The organism is Micromonospora sp. CPCC 205546, assembly GCF_036902715.1.
Lineage (GTDB): Bacteria > Actinomycetota > Actinomycetes > Mycobacteriales > Micromonosporaceae > Micromonospora.
Genome location: NZ_JBAKHL010000102.1, coordinates 1 through 16,606, shown reverse-complemented (window position 1 = coordinate 16,606; position 16,606 = coordinate 1). Strand labels below are relative to the sequence as shown.

At 71.4% G+C, this 16,606-nt stretch carries 16 protein-coding genes; 10 read left to right on the top strand and 6 right to left on the bottom strand.

Features of this window, described 5'->3' with window-relative positions; genetic code table 11:
• The 4 genes from V6U77_RS28085 to V6U77_RS28070 form a co-directional block, all read left to right on the top strand.
• On the top strand, positions 1-231 hold a 231-nt coding region (locus tag V6U77_RS28085), incomplete at its 5' end, for a transposase (protein WP_334609765.1).
• A 48-nt stretch (positions 232-279) separates the two neighbouring features.
• Positions 280-918 (top strand): recombinase family protein, encoded by a 639-nt coding sequence (locus tag V6U77_RS28080; RefSeq protein ID WP_334609764.1) that lies wholly within the window; start codon positions 280-282, stop codon positions 916-918.
• Between the two features lie 262 nt (positions 919-1,180).
• On the top strand, positions 1,181-1,309 hold the full coding sequence (locus V6U77_RS28075; RefSeq protein WP_334609763.1) for a hypothetical protein: 129 nt from the start codon (positions 1,181-1,183) through the stop codon (positions 1,307-1,309).
• Between the two features lie 111 nt (positions 1,310-1,420).
• Positions 1,421-1,699 (top strand): hypothetical protein, encoded by a 279-nt coding sequence (locus tag V6U77_RS28070; protein WP_334609762.1) that lies wholly within the window; start codon positions 1,421-1,423, stop codon positions 1,697-1,699.
• A 75-nt stretch (positions 1,700-1,774) separates the two neighbouring features.
• Here V6U77_RS28070 and V6U77_RS28065 read toward each other — a convergent pair whose 3' ends face one another.
• Both V6U77_RS28065 and V6U77_RS28060 read right to left on the bottom strand, forming a co-directional pair.
• The gene (locus tag V6U77_RS28065; protein ID WP_334609761.1) at positions 1,775-2,719 is read right to left on the bottom strand and encodes a CU044_5270 family protein; all 945 of its coding nucleotides are present in this window, start codon (positions 2,717-2,719) and stop codon (positions 1,775-1,777) included.
• On the bottom strand, positions 2,716-3,315 hold the full coding sequence (locus V6U77_RS28060; RefSeq protein WP_334609760.1) for an RNA polymerase sigma factor: 600 nt from the start codon (positions 3,313-3,315) through the stop codon (positions 2,716-2,718). Before V6U77_RS28060 ends, V6U77_RS28065 begins: the two co-directional genes overlap by 4 nt.
• 1,078 nt (positions 3,316-4,393) lie before the next feature.
• On the opposite strand from V6U77_RS28060, the gene V6U77_RS28055 reads away from it, so the two are divergent.
• Positions 4,394-4,591: a hypothetical protein gene (locus tag V6U77_RS28055; protein ID WP_334609759.1), complete on the top strand. Its 198-nt coding sequence runs from the start codon at positions 4,394-4,396 to the stop codon at positions 4,589-4,591.
• Between the two features lie 124 nt (positions 4,592-4,715).
• Here the strand turns inward: V6U77_RS28055 and V6U77_RS28050 are convergent, their stop codons facing one another.
• The 3 genes from V6U77_RS28050 to V6U77_RS28040 form a co-directional block, all read right to left on the bottom strand.
• Positions 4,716-5,606, bottom strand: coding sequence for a hypothetical protein (locus V6U77_RS28050; RefSeq protein WP_334609758.1), 891 nt, complete (start codon positions 5,604-5,606; stop codon positions 4,716-4,718).
• A gap of 409 nt (positions 5,607-6,015) precedes the next feature.
• Positions 6,016-7,617 carry a cellulase family glycosylhydrolase gene (locus tag V6U77_RS28045; RefSeq protein WP_334609757.1) on the bottom strand — a complete coding sequence of 534 codons (1,602 nt, stop codon included), beginning with the start codon at positions 7,615-7,617 and terminating at the stop codon, positions 6,016-6,018.
• Between the two features lie 390 nt (positions 7,618-8,007).
• Complete coding sequence (locus V6U77_RS28040; RefSeq protein ID WP_334609756.1) at positions 8,008-9,216, bottom strand: DUF349 domain-containing protein; 1,209 nt, start codon at positions 9,214-9,216, stop codon at positions 8,008-8,010.
• 284 nt (positions 9,217-9,500) lie between these two features.
• On the opposite strand from V6U77_RS28040, the gene V6U77_RS28035 reads away from it, so the two are divergent.
• Genes V6U77_RS28035 through dapF form a run of 3 tightly spaced genes read left to right on the top strand, consistent with a single transcriptional unit; the run spans position 9,501 to position 11,999 of the window.
• Positions 9,501-10,220: a class III extradiol dioxygenase subunit B-like domain-containing protein gene (locus V6U77_RS28035; RefSeq protein WP_442934529.1), complete on the top strand. Its 720-nt coding sequence runs from the start codon at positions 9,501-9,503 to the stop codon at positions 10,218-10,220.
• On the top strand, positions 10,217-11,143 hold the full coding sequence (gene miaA / locus V6U77_RS28030) for a tRNA (adenosine(37)-N6)-dimethylallyltransferase MiaA (RefSeq protein ID WP_334609755.1): 927 nt from the start codon (positions 10,217-10,219) through the stop codon (positions 11,141-11,143). The genes V6U77_RS28035 and miaA overlap by 4 nt, the downstream gene beginning before the upstream one ends.
• A gap of 7 nt (positions 11,144-11,150) precedes the next feature.
• Complete coding sequence (gene dapF, locus V6U77_RS28025) at positions 11,151-11,999, top strand: diaminopimelate epimerase (RefSeq protein ID WP_334609754.1); 849 nt, start codon at positions 11,151-11,153, stop codon at positions 11,997-11,999.
• Between the two features lie 99 nt (positions 12,000-12,098).
• Here dapF and V6U77_RS28020 read toward each other — a convergent pair whose 3' ends face one another.
• Positions 12,099-13,565: an NAD-dependent malic enzyme gene (locus V6U77_RS28020; RefSeq protein WP_334609753.1), complete on the bottom strand. Its 1,467-nt coding sequence runs from the start codon at positions 13,563-13,565 to the stop codon at positions 12,099-12,101.
• A gap of 175 nt (positions 13,566-13,740) precedes the next feature.
• On the opposite strand from V6U77_RS28020, the gene hflX reads away from it, so the two are divergent.
• Both hflX and V6U77_RS28010 read left to right on the top strand, forming a co-directional pair.
• On the top strand, positions 13,741-15,192 hold the full coding sequence (gene hflX, locus V6U77_RS28015) for a GTPase HflX (RefSeq protein WP_334609752.1): 1,452 nt from the start codon (positions 13,741-13,743) through the stop codon (positions 15,190-15,192).
• Between the two features lie 51 nt (positions 15,193-15,243).
• The coding region (locus V6U77_RS28010) for a hypothetical protein (RefSeq protein ID WP_334609751.1) at positions 15,244-16,606 on the top strand (1,363 nt) is incomplete at its 3' end.

The window sequence follows — 16,606 nt, the reverse complement described above, 5'->3', positions numbered from 1 at the left end:
ATCTGCTCCACCAACGCGATCGAGTCGCTCAACGCCCGCTACCGGCGAGCCGTGAAGGCCCGCGGCCACTTCCCCAACGAACTGGCCGCGTTGAAGTGTCTGTACCTGGTGACAAGGTCCCTGGACCCGACCGGAGCAGGCAGAACCCGATGGACGATGCGCTGGAAACCCGCGTTGAACGCCTTCGCCATCACCTTCAGCGACCGCTTCCCAGCCGCTGAAACCTACTAACCAAGATCGCCGGAAACACCGTTAGCGAGACAGCCCCCCATCACCCCCATGCCCGCCGAGAATGACCTGCTGGCCCCGACTCCGCTCGCAGGGGTGCTTGTTGGCTACGGCCGAGTCTCCACCCGTGAGCAGAATCTCGCCCGCCAGCAAGCCGCGCTGACTGCCGCCGGCTGTGCCAAGTGCTTCTTCGACAAGGCCTCCGGGAAGAACACCGACCGGCCCGAGCTGGCCAAGGTGTTCGAGTACATCCGGCCCGGCGACGTGCTCACCGTTGTCTCGCTCGACCGGCTCGGCCGCTCGCTGGAGGACCTGATCGGCATCGTCGGCCGGCTCAAGCGCCACAGCGTCGGTTTCCAGTCCCTGCACGAGAAACTCGACACCACCACCGCAGGTGGGATGTTCGTCTTCCACGTCTTTGCCGCGCTGGCCGAGTTCCTGCGGACCATCATCGTGGCCAACACCAACGAGGGCCTGGCCGCCGCTCGCGCCCGCGGGCAACGCCTCGGCCGACCGCCAGCGATGACCCCGGAAAAGGTCGCGTACGCCCTTCAGTTGCTCGCCGAGCCGAACCGCACGATGACCTCGATCGCCAAGCTGCTCGGCGTCTCGCGCAGCACCCTGTATAGCGCGCTGCCTGGCCTCGTTCCAGCCCAACGCGACGACCAGGCCGCCCTGCAAGAGCGGTGAGCAGCGGCACTGGTGCTGTACGCGGTGAGCGGGCTGCCGGAGCTGCTGGACTTTCGGCTCGGCCGTAAGGTCGCCCGCCGGTTGCTCGACGCCAGCCCGGTTGACCAGCGTTGTCGTTGGCCTCGGACTAAAGACTACGACTGGGCCAAGATCACATACTCGGCCCGCAGGTCGCCACTCTGAGTGATCGGGGCAGCGCACCCAGTTAAGTTGATATAGGTTCATGTGGCCGGGGAGTGATCCACTTCTATGGGAGGAATTTGTGCTGCGCAAGTTGAGCATGGCCATGATTCTGGCGCTGACCACCGCACTAGCGGCGCTGTCGGTTCCTGCTGCCGCGTCCGCCAGCGACAAGGCGCCGGTGGTTCCTGGGCCGGGCGTCACCTACTGAATGGAGAAGAACCCGCCCCCGCCGTCGGAGAGGGCACTCAAGGCTGCAGCCGAGATGCAGAAGTCGGTGACACCGTTCGCGAGCGGGGGCGGCTGCAAGAACACTGCGGGTGTGGGCGTCTGCGTCAGCTGGACCAACAGCACGCTGAAGGGTGACTTCTACGTTAACTCGTGGAGCGGCGTTCAGTACTACGGCACCGCTCGCCTGTACATCAACTACAACGGCGTGAACAAGTACAAGTACACCGTCGTGACGGACCACCTCGGCCACTACCCGGTCGACACGCACAGCACGTCCGGCAGCGGATACGGCTACACCCTCGTCGACACCTTCAACCAGAACGGCTCGGTGATCGGGGGCGGCAGCAGCCCGGTCCAGTACTTCCCGTGATCGCCTGACGTGAGCAGGGGGGCGGCCATCGCCCCGGCGGCCACCTCCCTGCGCGTCGACGTCTGGCCCTCGGCGCTACGACACCTGACCGGCACGGTCTACAACGGTGACGCTCAGGATCACCTCGGATCGGGCTGGCCGAACGGCGTTTCCGGCCTTCGGTACGACCTGCCAGCCGAGGAACCGGTAGGTCTGCGGTTCGAAGATGAGGTCGTACCGGTCGATGTTCCCGGCGAGGGACACGGCGGTGCCGGAGCGACCTGCCGCATCGGTCATGGTGGGAGAGGCGACCACCCCGGGGATCTTCGTCGCCGCCTCGTAGAGGGCAGCCCGTGACTGGGCGGGCAGGTAGCCGCGCCGGATCAGCTCTCCCACGTTGGCGAAGGTCTCTTCGTCGCTCGACGTGGTGCCGCCCTTCATCCGTCGCAGGTAGTTGAGCATGCTGGTGGCGTCGGTCGGCAGATTGGTCAGGTAGGCCGGGGTTGGCGTGCACGGCCGGGTGGAGTTCAGGAGGGTGCCGTCCGGCGCCCACTCTGCGGCCTGCCCATCCCGGCAGCCGGGAATCACCGTTGACTGCCGGCCGCCGGCCGGTGGGTCGCTGACCCAGATCAGGCTGTCGTGGGTGCCGTCGACGGACATCCAGGAGCGGGTAAGGGTCGTTGCGAGCTCGTCCTGCCCGACGACAGGGGCGAAGCCTTTCGTCGTGGTCAGGATGAACTGGCCGGCACGGGGGGCAGGAGTCTGGTCGTCCCGAGCGGCATCAGCGGCCTGATGAAGGATCTCCGCTGCCTGGGCACTGGCGGCGGGCGGCTCTCCGTTGATGCTGACCACCGAGCCGATAAGTAGGGCGAGCAGCCCGGTCGTGGCCGTAGCGCCGACCGTGGCGAGCTTCCAGGTCCGTGCCCGCGCCGATCGTGCGGAACCAGCAATCATGCGATTCACCTTGCCCCGCAAATGCGGGGGCGGGTCCGCCGGCTCGAGCAACGTCCTGACCTGGTCGATCATCTGCTGTTCGTTCACATCGTCTCCTCTACCGCCCGCGTCGGGTCCTCGCCGCCGAGCGCGCTGCTGACTTTGCGTCGGGCACGGTTAAGCCGTGACCTCACCGTCCCCACGGGAATGCCGATCGCGTGAGCGGTCTCCTCGTAGCTGAGCCCACCCCACGCGATGAGCAACAGGACGTCGCGATCCCTGCCGGGCAGAGCGGCTAACGCCCGGGCTAGTGGTGCCCGCAGGGCATGGGCCGCCGCGCCAGCCACCGCCCGCTCCGCCGGATCGGGTACGACCTCGACCGGGTCACACCGACCCACAGCGCGGTAGTGCGCCCGCTCTCGACGCCGATAGTGGGAGATCTCCTTGGTCAGGATCCCGAACAGCCACGGCCGGGCATCCAGCCGGGACACGTCGTAGCGCTGACGGCGCCGGAACGCGACCAAGAAGGTCTCGGACACCACGTCGTCGGCTGCGTCAGTTCCCACCCTGCCGTGGGCGTACCGGTACAGGGCCGCCGCATGCCGGTCATAGAGAACCGTAAACAGGCCATGATCCGTCAGAGATGCCCTCACATACCAGGCATCCGACTCCTGGTCGGCGACAGGCTGCTGCTCAACCAGCATGTACCGCAACCCGATCGGCTCGTCTCATCTCAGCCCGCTTCCAGACGTACTTGCTTCCTCACCCATGTATCGCCACTTAGGCCCCATCGAGTTCACGCCGTTAGGGCCTGTATCGAAGTCGGCGAGGGCTTGATCAAGAAGGCATTCCGGCCTCGCGGACCAAACTCCGGCAAGACCAACCCCTAGTCTGTCGCCATGACGGCGCGCCATGGAGTCATCGATCTGGATATGCCTGGCCCTGAGCCTGGTGACTCGGACGGGGACCGCTCCGCCGAAGCTAGGCCCGGGCGGAAGAGCGCTGCCTACCTGGTCGTTGCCTTGGTAGTCGGCTTGGCGCTCGGTGGCGTCGGCGGCGCTGAAGTGCGGAGCTATCGCGAGGAGCAGACCGAGGCCCGCACCGTCACACTGGTGGCCTTGCCAGGCTCGTCCAACAGTTGGGGGGACTTGAACGGCGTTGGGACGGTGCGACTCGACGCGCAACTGATATTGGTTAACGCCGGCCCGGCGCCCATCATCGTGCAGGTAGAGGGGGCACGGAGACCAGGCGTCCTGGTACGCGGCACAGGCCAGTCCTGGCTGGTCCGGCCGGGCGGAACAGGCTGGATCGACGTCGAGGTCACGCTCGAGTGCGCAACTGCGTTCACACCGGAGCCGCTGTCCGTCAACTTCTCCGTGCAGACAGCCGACCAGCGGATCCGACGGACAAGTTATCCCCTCGCTCTTCAGGGCGGCCCATGGCAGCGAGCGTGCGAGCCTCCACCCCGTATGGTGCCGGGTCCGATCACAGCCACTCGTTGATGGACTCCTGGATGTAGTAATCAGCGAAAACCAACGGCAACGCTGGCTCTGAGCCTTGGCGGCGCGTCAACACCGCAGGTTGCTGGTGGGCCCGGTGTGAAGTGGCGCCGGAAGTTCGCAGCTCCTCGTGGGCGTGTCGCCGTGGGGATGTGTCGCGCTCGCTCCGTACCGTTTCCTCGGCACTGCTGCAACTGAACACCCTCCACTGGCCTGGCCCACTCAACCGCCGGAGCCAACCGCGGTGCTCCGGACAATCGGGGCCCGGAAGTGGAGGGACGCGGTGAAGGAGCAGGAGCAGGAGCCGACGCGGCCGGCCCCGTACCTGGTACGGGTCTGGCGATTCGCGGGGCCGGCGCTGGAGCTGGTCGCCCTACTGGCGGCCCATCAACAGCGCGAGGGCCTTGCCGTGGCGGCGAAGGCCCTCGCAGTGCTGGGACAGATGGCGACGGTCAGTTTTGGGAGACGCGAGCGTCGCTAACGTCCACCTGGGGGCGGGAGGCTTAGGCTTCCCGCCCCTCCGTTATGCGACGCGAAATTAGAGCGCTGCATGGCACGACGGTACGACACGCCGCCTGCCTGCGTGGAGTGCAACGCCGCCAGGTCTACTCCTTCAACGAAAAATCGTAGACCTCGAGTTGGCTATTTCTCGCAGGGGTGCTGTCTTCGCCGGCCGACGCTGTAGACGCTGGCTGACGGTGCTTGAAGTTGAGCGAATCCTCGGGGTCCAGCCCCGGCAGTGCTGGCTGCCAGTCACTTCCCGCGTCAGAGCACGTCCAAAGCACCAGCAACGGCTGGATCGGTGTCGACAAGAGGGCCAGCCGCCTCCAGTACGGCTCCGTGCCGTAGTCCTTGACCTGCGACACGAACCCCTGAGCGGTACCGGACTGGTTGACCCCGCCGGTCTCGCTCGGCCGGTCCTCACCGTAACCGTCGACGTCGAGACCGACCAGGTCGGGGCAAGTTCCCGGCGGGGTCACCATCGCCCACAACCGCTCACGCTGGTCACCGTCCTCCGGCCGCCCGTCGTCAGGCGCGAGCGGCACGTTCGGCCTGTCGAGCGCCACGCACAGATCCACATCCAGCTCGTGTGTGTGGCTCGAGTAGTACACGCGCACCGCGCGGCGGTACGACCCAAACAGCTGCGGAGGCGTCACATCGAGAGCGCGCAGAGCGTCGCGCAGGTGCTGCGCCGGGAAGTTCCCAGCTACCAACCCGTTTCGGTATAGGTCCGCCGTCGGGCCGGTTAACTCGTGTAGAAGCCCGGCCTGGTTGGTCAGCAGGCGATTGACCTGCTGCGCCAGTTCTCCCCACGTCGTAATACCGCTGGTTCTGGTCGCGTGCACGGCAGCCGGAGGCAACAGCGTCTCGATGGCGGCGGGTTGCCAATGGTCGGGTCCGTCGCCGTAGTAGCACCGCTCGTCGTTCAGCCTCGTGAGGATCGCGTTCAACGCCGCGAACCACGCCGTCTTGCCACTGCCGACGGAGCTGGTCACCACGAGGCAGCGGGCCTTCGGCCACGCCTGAGCGATAGGCGTCACCTCGGCCGGGTCGTACGCATGGTGCTTCCCTTCGGTGGTGGCGGGCCCGCGGACCGTGGGCCGAGCCTGCGACGCCGTGCCCGGTGGCGTCTGGTCGGCGGGGACGGCGGTCGGCGGCCCCGCGGATGCGGACTGGCTACGCGAAGTTGCGGCTCCCGCGCTGGCGCTCCCGGATAACGGGTAAGCGCTTTCCTGATGTAAACACAGACGACCATCGATGTAAAGGCCCGCGCGTCGACCGGCCGCCCACCCGGCCCGGCCCGGGGGCCCTCCCGGGCTGGTCGGCGGGCCGTCGAGACCCCGGCCTGCGGAACCGTCGATCGGCGGCCGACCCCGAGGGGGACGACCGCCGATCGGAGCGGAATCAGCAGGCGGTGCCGTTGAGCTTCACCGTCGTGGGCGCGGCGGACGCGCCGTCGGCCGTGAAGCCGACGGTCACCGAGGCGCCCGGCGCCAGCGCCGCCGCCCAGGTCGGGGCCGCCGCCGTCACCGTGGTGCCGGACTGGGTGACCGTGGCGTTCCAGCCGCTGGCCAGGCTCACCCCGGCCGGCCAGGTCCAGGCGACCTGCCACGGGTTGACCGTCGCGGTGCCGGTGTTCGTCACCGTCAGCTCCCCCTGGAAGCCACCCTGCCACGCGTTGACCTGCCGGTACGCGGCCGTGCAGCCGCCGGTGGGCGGTGGCGTCGAGGTGGGCGTCGCCGTCGGCGTCGGTGTCGGGCCGCCCCCGCCGCCGACCGGCGGGATCAGGTACGGCTGGAGGATGGCCTGCTTGGTGGTGTTGATGCTGGTCCAGTCGTCGAGCGCGATGCCCCCGGTGTCACCCGAGTTCGGGTTCCACGACCAGTACGTGAACGACATCCCGTTCACTCCCGTGCCGGTGTAGGCCATCAGCTTCTCCAGCCACACCCGGTCCCGGGGGTCGGCCAGGGTGCTGCCGAACTCGCCCATCATGATCGGCGCGATGTTCTGCTTGTACAGGTAGCCCCAGTACCTGTCCCAGATGCCCGGCAGGTTGTCCGGGAAGTCGGGGGACTTGAACCAGTTCTGCTCGAAGACCGAGGTGGCGTACTCGTGCGGCGAGTAGACCAGGCGGTTCGGCACGTCGAGCCGGACCGGGAAGTCCTTGGCCTTCGTGAGGTTGCCGCCCCACCAGCCGCAGTCCTCGTCGTTGCTCGGATCGTTGTCCCAGACGTTGGAGAGGCCGCCGCTGGGGCAGCTCACCCCCTCCACGAAGATCAGCCAGTTCGGCTGCACCGACAGGATCGCGTTGCCGGCCCGCTCGGCGGCCAGCCGCCAGTCCCGGGCCGGATCGCCGCAGCCCCAGCACGCGCCGGTGGCCGCCGGGTTGGTCCCCTCGGCGTGCGGCTCGTTGTGCAGGTCCGCCCCGATCACGGTGGTGTTGCCGGCGTACCGCTGGGCGAGCATCTTCCAGTCGTCGATCCAGGTCGCCTCGGAGACCGTGGAGGTGTACCAGAGCGGGGACTGGCCGGCCGACGTCGGCCGGTGCCGGTCCAGGATGACCCGCATCCCCTTGCTCCCGGCGTAGTCGACGACCTTGTCGAGGATCTGCAACGGGGAGAGCCCGACCAGGTCCGGGTTGACGAAGTCGTTGATGCCGCTGGCCGTCGCCCCGGGCTTCAGCGCGTCGTTCGAGTACGGCACACGCAGCGTGTTGTAGCCGAGGCTGGCCATCTTGTCGAGCTGTCCCCGCCACGGGTTGGTGGACCACAGCCCGTGGAAGGTCTTGTTGTCGGTCTCCATGCCGAACCAGTTGATGCCGGTGATGCGTACCGTCGCGCCGGTGCCGTCGACGATCCGGTTGCCGTCGGTGTGCAGGTAGCCGGTCCCCGTGCCGGCCGGGGCGGCGACGGCCGGGGCGGTGCTGACGGCGGCGGCGACGAGGACGCCGGCCGCGGCGGTGGCGAGCGCGGTGATCGCGCCGCCGAGGGCGCTGCGTCGGTGCATGCGAGCTCCACTTCGAACTGCCCACGCCGCCGCCACGGGGCGGCGCGGGCGGGAACCGGGCGACGACCGTCGGGCTGCCCTCAGCGGTACGCGGACAGGGCGCGACGGGACGTGCCACGCGGGACGTGGCCGCTCGCGGGATCACCGGCACCCCCCGACGACGCGGTGTGCGCCGCCGGTGCCCTCGCGCCGGTGCCGGACCTGGCTCCGCCGCTCATTCTGATCAGCCCGTTCCGACGCGTCAACCGTCCCCGCCTCGGGGGCCGCCGCAGGTGGCGCGGCACCGCCGCCCCCGGGACGGCCGGGGGCCGGACGGGCGGAAGCCCCCGGCCCGTGTGGACCGGGGGCTTCCCGCGTGGTTCGGTGGGCGGCGGCTGCCTGGCGCCCGGCTCAGCCGGCCTGCTCGGCGAGCTGGAGGAACTGCCGCTTCGAGGCCAGCGCCTGCTCGGCCTCCTTGACGCGTCGGGCGTCCCCGGCCGCCTGGGCCCGGGCCAGCCGCTCCTCGGCCTCGGCGACCTGCGAGCGCATCTGGGCGAGCAGGGGGTTGTCCTCCTTGGTGGTGCGACGCCACGCGGAGTCCATCACCTCGCGGACCTTCTCGTCCACGGCGCGCAGCCGGCGCTCCAACCCGGCCGCCGCCTCGCGGGGCACCCGGCCGGCCTCGTGCCACTGGGCCTGGATCTCCCGCAGCTTGGCCTGCGCGCCCTTCGGGTCGCCGTTGACGTCCAGCGCCTCGGCCTCGGCGAGCAGCGCCTGCTTGCGCTCCAGGTTGCCCCGCTGCTCGTTGTCCCGGGCGGAGAAGACCTCGCTGCGCCGGGTGAAGAACTCGTCCTGCGCGCCCCGGAACCGTTCCCAGAGCTTCTGCTCCGACTCCTTGGAGGCCCGCGGAGCGGCCTTCCACTGGTTCATCAGCTCCTTGAGCTGGTTGGCGGTGGCCGCCCAGTCGGTGGAGTCCTTGAGCTTCTCGGCCTCGGCGACCAGCTCCTCCTTGACCGTCTGCGCCTGCTTGCGCTGCGCGTCGAGGGAGGCGAAGTGGGCGCCCCGGCGGCGGGTGAAGCCGTCGCGGGCGGCGGCGAAGCGCTTCCACAGCTCGCCGTCGGTCTTCTTGTCGACCCCGCGGATGGTCTTCCACTCGTCGAGGATCTCCTTGAGCCGGTCCCCGGCGGTCTTCCAGCCGGTCGACTCGGCGGCCAGCTTCTCCGCCTCCTCCACCAGGGCCTGCTTGCGGGCGAGCGCCTCGCCGCGGGCGGCCTCCCGGGCGGCCTTGGCCTCGCCGGCCTTCTCCTCGGCGACCGTGGCGAGGCGGTCCAGCCGGGCGGCCAGCGCGTCGATGTCGCCGACGACGTGCGCCTCGGCCAGCGACGCGCGGATCCGCCGGATGGTCGTCAGTGAATGGCCGGCGTCGGCGGCACCCGAGTTGAGCCGGGCCTCCGTCAGGTTGACCTCGGTGACCAGGTCGTCGAAGCGGCGGGCGAAGTGGGCCAGCCCCTCCTCGGGCGCTCCCGCCTGCCAGGATCCGACCACCCGCTCGCCGTCGGCGGTCTTGACGTACACGGTGCCGTCCGCGTCCACCCGTCCGAAGGCAGTCCAGTCGCTCATGTGCCCATCCTCGTTCTCCCGGCGTCGGGGAGCAGTCCCGCGATCGCCGCCACGGCGCAGCAAAGTTTCCCCCGGCATTGTCACAGGTGCGACCCCGTTCCCGTCGAGCGCCTATCGCCGACCGTGACCATACGGTGTCCTAGCGCCCGCGTACGCGCTTGCCGGGGGGAGTGTCGGATTCCGGCTCCGGCCTGCGGCGCCCCGTACGCGGCATCGGACGTGGCGCGCGTCCTCGGGGGCCGGGTGCGCGGCGCCGGGCGCTGGCGGGCCGATACCGTTGCCTGGTGCCCCTGGTCGCCGCCGCCGTCTGCCCCCACCCGCCGCTGATCGTCCCCGAGCTGGCCGGTGCCGCCGCGCCCGAGCTGGACGAGCTCCGGGCCGCCTGCGACGCCGCGGTCGCCGGGTTGCTCGCCGCCGACCCCGAGGTGGTCGTCCTCGTCGGCGGCGGGCCGGAGACCACCCGCTTCAACGCGGCCGACCACGGCTCGCTGCGCCAGTACGGCCTCGACCGGCACGTGCGGCTGTGGAAGGTGAACTGCGCCGGCGGCGACCGGCTGCCGCTGAGCCTGACCGTCGGCGCGTGGCTGCTCGGGCGCTCCCGCACCGAGCTGCCCCGGCTGGCCCGCTCCGTCGCGGCCGACGCCTCCCCGGCGCAGTGCGCCGAGATGGGGGCGGCGCTCGGCGCGGCGACGGAGCCGCGTACCGCGCTGCTGGTGACGGGGGACGGGTCGGCCTGCCGGGGCCCCAAGTCGCCCGGCTACGACGACCCGCGCGCCGAGGCGTACGACGACGGGGTCGCCCGCGCCCTGGCCGACGCGGACGCCGAGGCCCTGCTCGACCTGGACCCGGCCCTGTCGGCGCAGCTGAAGGCCGCCGGTCGCGCGCCCTGGCAGGTGCTGGCCGGCGCGGTGCGTGCGACGGGCGGCGACTGGCGTGGCGAGCTGCGCCACTACTCGGCGCCCTACGGCGTCGCCTACCTCGTCTCCTCCTGGACGCCGGCGTGAGCACCCGTCCGCCCGCCGGGACGGTCGTCGCCGTGGTCGGGCCGACGGCGGCCGGCAAGTCGGCGCTGAGCATCGCCCTCGCGCACGCCCTCGGCGGCGAGGTGGTCAACGCCGACTCGATGCAGCTCTACCGGGGCATGGACGTCGGCACCGCCAAGCTCACCCCGGCGGAGCGCGAGGGGGTGCCGCACCACCTGCTGGACATCTGGGACGTCACCGAGCCGGCGAGCGTCGCGGAGTACCAGCGGCTGGCCCGCGCCGCCGTCGACGACATCCTGGCCCGGGGTCGCGTGCCGCTGCTGGTGGGCGGCTCCGGCCTCTACGTGCGGGCGGTGCTGGAGCGCTTCGAGTTCCCCGGCACCGATCCGCAGGTGCGCGAGCGGCTGGAACGGGAGCTGGCCGAGGTCGGCCCCGCGCCCCTGTACGCCCGGCTGCGCGAGGCCGACCCGGCCGCCGCGGCGGGGATCCTGCCCGGCAACGGCCGGCGGATCGTGCGCGCCCTGGAGGTCATCGAGCTGACCGGGGCGCCGTTCACCGCCGCGCTGCCCGCACCGACCCCCTACTACCCGTCGGTGCAGCTCGGAGTGGACCTGGACACCGCCCTGCTGGACGAGCGGATCGCCCTGCGGGTGGACCGGATGTGGGCCGACGGGCTGGTCGCCGAGACCCGCGGGCTCGTCGGGCGCGGCCTGCCCGAGGGCCGTACGGCCAGCCGCGCGCTCGGCTACCAGCAGGTGCTGCGCTTCCTCGCCGGGGAACTGACCGAGGCCGAGGCGCACGACGAGACCGTCCGGGCCACCCGGCGCTTCGTCCGGCGGCAGCGCTCCTGGTTCCGCCGCGACCCGCGCGTGCACTGGCTGGACTCGGCCGCGCCGGACCTGATCCCGGCCGCCCTGAGCCTGCTTCCCGCCGTTGCGCGATGATGGGGACGTGCAGTTCACCAAGGGCCACGGCACCGGCAACGACTTCGTCATCCTGCCCGATCCGGACAACCGGCTCGACCTGACACCGGGGCTGGTCGCGGCCCTCTGTGACCGGCGGCGCGGCCTCGGCGGCGACGGCGTACTGCGGGCGGTCCGGGCGGCCGCCCATCCGGAGGGCGTCGAACTGGCCGGCGAGGCCGAGTGGTTCATGGACTACTGGAACGCCGACGGGTCGTTCGCCGAGATGTGCGGCAACGGCGCGCGGGTCTTCGTCCGCTACCTGGTCGCCAGCGGGCTGGCCGAGCCGGAGGACGGGGCGCTGTCGGTGGCGACCCGGGCCGGCGTCGTGCGCGCGCTGGTCACGGCCGACGCCGTCGCCGTCGAGATGCGCCGCCCCCGGCTGTACGACACGGCGACCGCCACCCTCGGCGGGCTGACCCTGCCCGGCACGGCGGTGGACGTGGGCAACCCGCACCTCGTCTGCGCGCTGCCGGCCGGGCTGGAGTTGACCGCGCTCGACCTCACCCGGGCCCCCGACGTCGACGCGGCGGTCTTCCCGGCCGGCGTCAACGTGGAGTTCACGGCGCCGGGCGAGCCCGTCGACGGCACCGACGGCCACGTGCTGATGCGCGTGTACGAGCGCGGCTCCGCCGAGACGCTCTCCTGCGGCACGGGCGCCTGCGCGGTTGCCGCGGTGGCGCTGCGCGACGCCGGCCGGGACACCGGCGTGCTGGCGGTCGACGTCCCGGGCGGACGCCTGTCGGTCACGGTGACGGAGGGCTCCTGCTGGCTGGCCGGCCCGGCCACCCTGGTCGCCACCGGCACCGTAGACCCCACCACCCTCACCACCCCCTAACCCACCGCACCCCGGCCCCCGGCCCTCCCCCGCCCCGGGCGGGGGTTGGGCGGGGCGGGCGGATGGGGCGGGTGGGGTGTTGTGAGGGCGGGGCGTGGGTCAGGGGGTGGCGGTGGCCTTGGCGGCGAGTTCGGGGAGGTCGGTCGGGCCCGGGTCGGCGGCGGGGGGCGGGGTCGGGTTCTGGGCGGCGGCGCGGACCGCCGCGGCGACCGCGGGGGAGACCCGGGAGTCGAAGACGCTGGGCACGATCACCGTCGGGTTGATCTTGTCTTCGCCGACCACGTCCGCGATGGCGCGGGCCGCCGCGATCGCCATCTCCTCGGTGAACTCCTCGGCGTGCGCGTCCAGCATGCCCCGGAAGACGCCGGGGAAGGCGAGCACGTTGTTGATCTGGTTCGGCTGGTCGGAGCGGCCGGTGGCGACCACGGCGGCGTGCTTGCGCGCCTCGCGCGGGTCGACCTCCGGGTCGGGGTTCGCCAGCGCGAAGACGATCGAGTCCTTGGCCATCGTGGCGATGTCGTCGCCGGTGAGCAGGTTCGGCGCGCTCACCCCGATGAAGACGTCGGCGCCGCGTACCGCCCCGGCCAGGTCGCCGGAGTAGTTCTCCTTGTTGGTGTTCTCGGCCAGCCACTGCCACGCCGGGTTGAGCCCGCTCTGGCCGCGGTGCAGGGCACCCTGGCGGTCGGACGCGATGATGTCGCCGACGCCCTGCCGCAGCAGCAGCTTCATGATCGCGGTCCCGGCCGCACCGGCGCCGGAGACCACGACCCGGACGTCCGCGAGCTGCTTGCCCACGACGCGCAGCGCGTTGGTCAACGCGGCCAGTACGCAGATCGCGGTGCCGTGCTGGTCGTCGTGGAAGACCGGGATGTCCAGCGCCTCGCGCAGCCGCGCCTCGATCTCGAAGCAGCGCGGCGCGGCGATGTCCTCCAGGTTGATCCCGCCGTACGCGGGGGCGATCGCCTTGACGATCTGCACGATCTCGTCGGTGTCCTGGGTGTCGAGCACCACGGGCCAGGCGTCCACCCCGCCGAAGCGCTTGAACAGCGCCGCCTTGCCCTCCATCACCGGCAGCGACGCGGCCGGCCCGAGGTTGCCCAGGCCCAGCACGGCGGAGCCGTCGCTGACCACGGCGACGGTGTTGCGCTTGATGGTCAGGCGGCGGGCGTCGGCCGGGTTCTCGGCGATGGCCTGGCACACCCGCGCCACCCCCGGCGTGTACGCCCGGGACAGCTCGTCACGGTTGCGCAGCGCCACCTTCGAGCTGACCTCGATCTTGCCGCCCAGGTGCAGCAGGAAGGTCCGGTCGGACACCTTGCGCACGTCCACCCCGTCGAGCGCCGTCAACGCGTCGACCACCTGGTCGGCGTGGCTGGCGTCGGCGGTGTCGCAGGTCAGGTCGACGAGCACGTGGGTCGGGTCCGAGTCCACCACGTCGAGCGCGGTGACGATCGCCCCGGCCTCACCCACGGAGGTGGTGAGCCGGCCGATCGAGGACGCGTCCGCCGGTACGGCGATCCGTATCGTGATCGAGAATCCGGCACTTGGAAGTCGGGTGATGGCCACGGGATCCCTCCGTCGACGCTGAACGGCTCGCCCCGCATTTCTACTCGCCCCGGCCGCCCCCTTTGCCATCCGCCCCCGCTTTTGTGGCCTTTCCCTGCGGGCATATAGCGGGTGCGTTCGGCGTTGGCACATGTCAGGATTGCTCGGTACGTGACAGAACGGACAGGAGACCGGCTTGCACAACCAGGAGACCCTACTTCCCTACGAGGACGACGAGCTCGACGCCACCACCGGTGAGTTCGAGCTGTCGGAGCGGCAGGCGCTGCGGCGGGTCCCCGGCCTCTCCACCGAGCTCGCGGACATCACCGAGGTCGAATACCGCCAGCTGCGCCTGGAGCGCGTCGTCCTCGTCGGTGTCTGGACCGAGGGCTCGCAGAGCGACGCCGAGAACTCCCTCACCGAGCTGGCCGCGCTGGCGGAGACCGCCGGTTCGCAGGTGCTCGAGGGGCTGATCCAGCGGCGTACCCGTCCCGACCCCGCCACCTACGTCGGTCGGGGCAAGGTCGACGACCTCGGTTCGGTCGTGCTCTCCACGGGCGCCGACACGGTGATCTGCGACGGTGAGCTGTCGCCGTCGCAGCTGCGCAACCTGGAGCAGCGCACCAAGGTCAAGGTGGTCGACCGCACCGCGCTGATCCTCGACATCTTCGCCCAGCACGCCAAGAGCAGGGAGGGCAAGGCGCAGGTCGAGCTCGCCCAGCTCGAATACCTGCTGCCGCGCCTGCGCGGTTGGGGTGAGACCCTCTCGCGGCAGACCGGTGGTAGCGGTCGCGGCGGCGGCGCCGGCGGCGGCGTGGGTCTGCGCGGTCCCGGTGAGACGAAGCTGGAGACCGACCGGCGCCGGATCCGCCACCGCATCGCCCGGCTGCGCCGGGAGATCAAGGGCATGCGGACCGTACGCCAGACCAAGCGCGCCCGACGTTCCCGCAACGCCGTGCCGGCCGTGGCCATCGCCGGCTACACCAACGCCGGCAAGTCGAGCCTGCTCAACCGGCTGACCGGGGCGGGCGTGCTGGTGGAGAACGCACTCTTCGCCACCCTCGACCCGACCACCCGCAAGGCCACCACGGCCGACGGGCGGCTCTACACCCTCTCCGACACGGTCGGGTTCGTCCGGCACCTGCCGCACCAGATCGTCGAGGCGTTCCGCTCGACCCTGGAGGAGGTCGCCGAGGCCGACCTGGTGGTGCACGTCGTCGACGGCACCCACCCGGACCCGGAGGAGCAGGTCCGGGCGGTCCACGAGGTGCTCGGCGAGGTGGGCGCCGACCGGCTGCCCGAGCTGCTGGTGGTCAACAAGACGGACGCGGCCGACGAGGAGACGCTGCTGCGGCTCAAGCGGCTCTGGCCGGAGGCGGTCTTCGTCTCCGCGCACACGGGTCGCGGGATCGACGGGCTGCGCGAGGCCGTCGAGGCGCGGCTGCCCCGCCCGGCCGTGGAGGTCCGCGCGGTGCTGCCGTACGACCGGGGCGACCTGGTGGCGCGGGTGCACCGCCAGGGCGAGGTGCTGAGCACCTCCCACCTGCCGGAGGGCACCCTGGTGCACGTCCGGGTCGGTGCGGCGCTCGCCGCCGAGCTGGCGCCGTTCCGGGCCGGGGTGGACGAGGCGGTCGCGGGCGGGCGGTGACGCCCTCCCGGCGTCACGCGTCGGGATCTCCCGGCGTGCGACACTGATTCAATGCGCCGCGCTGTTTCTTCGGTCACGGTCGCTCTCGGCTTGCTGGGGGCGACCGTGGCGTGTACCGGGGTCGCCCTGGCTGCGGCACCGGCCTCGGCCTCGGCCGCGTCCTCGCTCGCGGCAGCTCCCGGCAAGAAGCGGTGCACGGTCACCGACGAGCGGCTGCGGGAGCTGTCGGGCCTGGTGGCCACCAGGAGCGGCTACATCGTGATCAACGACGGCACCGAGGTGGAGAGCCGCAAGCGGGTCTTCTTCCTCGACGCCAAGTGCGCGATCTCGAAGGAGCCGGTCCGCTACTCGGGGCAGGGGCCGTTCGACACCGAGGACCTGGCGCTCTCGCCGAACGGCCAGACCCTGTGGATCGCCGACACCGGTGACAACGTCACCAGCCGCGAGCGGCGCACGCGGGTGGCGCTGTGGAGCATGCCGGTCAGCGGGTCCAAGCGGCCGGTGCTGCACCGCCTCTCCTACCCGGAGGGCAAGCCGCACGACGCCGAGGCGCTGCTGATCGGCGACGACGGCAACCCGTTGATCATCACCAAGGTGATGTCCGGCAAGGCCCAGATCTTCACCCCCGCAGAGAAGATGAAGAGCGGGGACACGCCGCCCGTACCGATGAAGAAGGTCGGCGAGATCAGCCTGCCGGAGACCGACACGGACAACCGGCTCGGCGCCCCCGGCCGCGTGGCGATCACCGGCGCGGCCCGGTCCCCCGACGGCTCCCGGGTGGTGGTGCGCACCTACGCCGACGCCTTCGAGTACGACGTGACCGACGGGAACGTCGTGGCGGCCCTGACCGGCGGCAAGCCCCGGGTGACGGCGCTCGCCGATCCGTTCGGTGAGGCGATCACCTACAGCCCCGACGGCAAGACCTTCCTGACCGTCTCGGACGGCGGCCAGCTCGACGAGGACGCCCCGATCGACATCCTCGGCTACACACCCTCCACTGAGGGCGCCAAGGCGGTGGCCGGCGGGGGTGACGCGCCGAAGAAGGCCGGCCAGTCCTGGGTCGACGGCCTGAGCCTGAGCGACATCACATACCTGATCGCGGCCGTGGGGGTGATCGGCGCGCTGATGGTGGCCGCCGGTGTCTTCGGCATCCTCCGGGCCCGGCGCAAGCCGGCTCCGCCCCGCGGCGACGACGGTCCGGACCGCGACGAGGCCCCTGCCGACGATCGGCCTGAGCCTGCGGGCGACGGCTTCCTCCCGCCGGGCGACCGGGGGCGGGGCGGCGTCTACGGCGGTGGACCCGCGCCCGGGGTGTACGGCGGCCCGGCCGGTGGCGGGCGCGGCGGTCCCGCGCCGGCCGGCGGCGGGGGCCGTGGCGGCGCCCGCCCGGCTGGCGGCGGTGTCTACGGTGGCG